The organism is Aminobacter sp. LjRoot7 (assembly GCF_964252895.1).
GTDB classification, from domain to species: domain Bacteria; phylum Pseudomonadota; class Alphaproteobacteria; order Rhizobiales; family Rhizobiaceae; genus Aminobacter; species Aminobacter aminovorans_B.
The window spans coordinates 1-2,214 of the sequence record NZ_CAXUPX020000035.1 but is presented as its reverse complement, the minus strand read 5'-3'; the positions used below and the strand labels follow the sequence as shown (position 1 = coordinate 2,214).

The 2,214-nt window shown below is 62.1% G+C and carries 1 protein-coding gene and 1 pseudogene; both read left to right on the top strand.

What is annotated here, in order from left to right:
• Positions 1-145: 145 nt before the first annotated feature.
• A pseudogene (istA, locus tag ACSQ3E_RS30800) lies at positions 146-1,360 on the top strand (IS21 family transposase); the annotation flags it as partial.
• Entirely contained in the window at positions 1,360-2,160 is an 801-nt protein-coding gene (gene istB / locus ACSQ3E_RS30795; RefSeq protein ID WP_436125506.1) for an IS21-like element ISSme2 family helper ATPase IstB, read from the top strand. The pseudogene istA and the gene istB, both read left to right, overlap by 1 nt.
• The last annotated feature ends 54 nt before the right edge of the window (positions 2,161-2,214 follow it).

The following is a 2,214-nucleotide window of genomic DNA, read 5'->3' as shown; positions in this document are numbered from 1 at the left end:
TGTCGGGCGAAGTGAGAAATTGACCCCCCAACGAAACGAAGAACTGACCCCTCGTTTTTGAGAGGATCAGTAGATGAACGTTGAATTTCCATTGAAGCTCGCCGTGTCGAAAACAGCGCGAGTTGAGGAGATGCGGTCGGGGGAAGAGGTTTCGGCAATGGTTCGACTGCATGAGGTTGGCTGGGGATCGAAACGGATTGCGCAGGAGTTCGGCTGCGCGCGCAATACGGTTCGTCGCTACCTTCGTGAAGGTGGTGTGGTGTCATATCGCCAGCCTGCTCGTCGAACAGCGTTTGATGGTCTGGATGGTTGGCTTCGGGAGCGCTTTTTCCGCCACGACGGCAATGCCGATGTCATTCGCCAGGAACTGGCGAGCGAGCATGGCATCGTCATTGGGTTGCGTTCCGTGGAGCTTCGGGTTCGACAATGGCGACGCGAGTTGAAAGCGCAGAAGCGGGCGACGGTCCGCTTCGAGACGGCGCCGGGTCATCAGATGCAGATCGACTTCGGCGATACGCGTGTCTGGATCGGCGGCGAGCGGGTGCGGATCCATGTGTTTGTCGGAACGCTTGGCTATTCCCGCCGAATGCACATTCGCGCCTCGCAGAGGCAGCGCCAGACCGACTGGTTCGAAGGGATGGAAGGCGCATTCCTGCGGTTTGGTGGTGTTCCGGCGGAAGTTCTGATCGATAATGCGAAGGCGCTGGTCGAACACCATGACGCGGTGACGCGCGAGGTGAAGTTCAACGCGCGGCTGCATACCTTCGCCCGGTATTGGGGCTTCACGCCGCGGGCCTGCGCTCCTTATCGGGCACGTACGAAAGGAAAAGACGAACGCGGAGTCGGCTACGTCAAGAAGAACGCGATCGCCGGGCGCCGGTTCGAGAGTTGGGCGGCGTTCGAGGCGCATCTGGACCGGTGGACACGCGAGGTGGCCGACCAGCGTGAACACGGCACCACCGGTGTCGCGCCGGCGGAACGCTTTGCCGCTGAAGCTCGTACACTGCGCCCGCTGGCTGGCCGAGCGCCATTCGGACAGTTGCGGGATCTGGTGCGCAAGGTTCAGGCAGACTGCGCGATCGATCTCGACACGAACAGTTACTCCGTCCCCTGGCGCCTGATCGGCGAGAGTGTCCAGGTCGTGGTGCTGGCAGGCCGGGTGATCATCCGTCATGCGGGCCAAGTGGTGGCCGATCATGCCCTGTGTCGAGGGCGACGGCAACGGATCGTGGACCGGGCCCATTTTGTTGGCGTTGCCGGCTTCGAAGGGCCGGTGCGCGCAGATCCTGTCGAGATCGCGCCGGCCGCCTTGTTGCGGCCACTCGCGGAATACGAGGCGGTTGTCGGAGGAGCCTGGTGATGACGAACGTAGATCACGACGTGCTCATCGCAACCCTGGACCGGCTGAAGTTGACGGCGATCCGCGACCAGCTCGATACGCTGCTGGATGAAGCGGCTCGTTCGAAGATGACCTTGCGCGAGGCCCTGGCTTTCCTGGTGTCGCGGGAGATCGCCCGGCGCGACGAGCGGCGCATCTCCATGTCGAGCAAGCTCGCCCAGTTCCCCTTCGTGCGCGAACTGGACGGCTTCGACTACGAGGCGCAGCCCTCACTGGATCAGGAGCAGATCAGGGAACTGGCGACCTGCCGGTGGATCGCGCACGGCGACACACTCCTGTTCCTGGGGCCGCCCGGCACGGGCAAGACCCATCTGGCGGTCGCCCTGGGCCGAGAGGCCATCCGTCAGAATTACAACGTGCAGTTCATCACGGCGGCCACGCTGGTGGCGATGCTGGCCAAGGCTCATGCCGATGGCTTGCTCGACAAGCAGTTGACGCTCCTGTCGCGGCCGAAACTGCTCATCATCGACGAACTGGGCTATCTGCCCTTCGAGGCCAACGCTGCCCATTTGTTCTTTCAACTGGTGTCGCGGCGCTATGAGAAGGGATCGATCCTGATCACCTCCAACCGGTCCGTGGGCGAATGGGGAAGCGTTTTTGGAGACCCCGTTGTGGCCACGGCGATCCTGGATCGCCTGCTACACCACTCCACGGTGATCACCATCCGGGGCGACAGCTACCGGCTCCGAGAAAAGCGCCGGTCAGGCCTTCTGCAGAAGACCGGACCGGCGCTCGAAACTAACGAAACAGCAAACCAATGAAGGGGGTCAGTTCTTCAGTTCGCCAAAGGGGTCAAATCCTCGCTTCGCTTGACA

What these genes read in the sequence shown, in the direction of transcription:
- istB (WP_436125506.1), top strand. Translation starts at nt 1,360, where the DNA reads ATGACGAACGTAGATCACGACGTGCTCATCGCAACCCTGGACCGGCTG.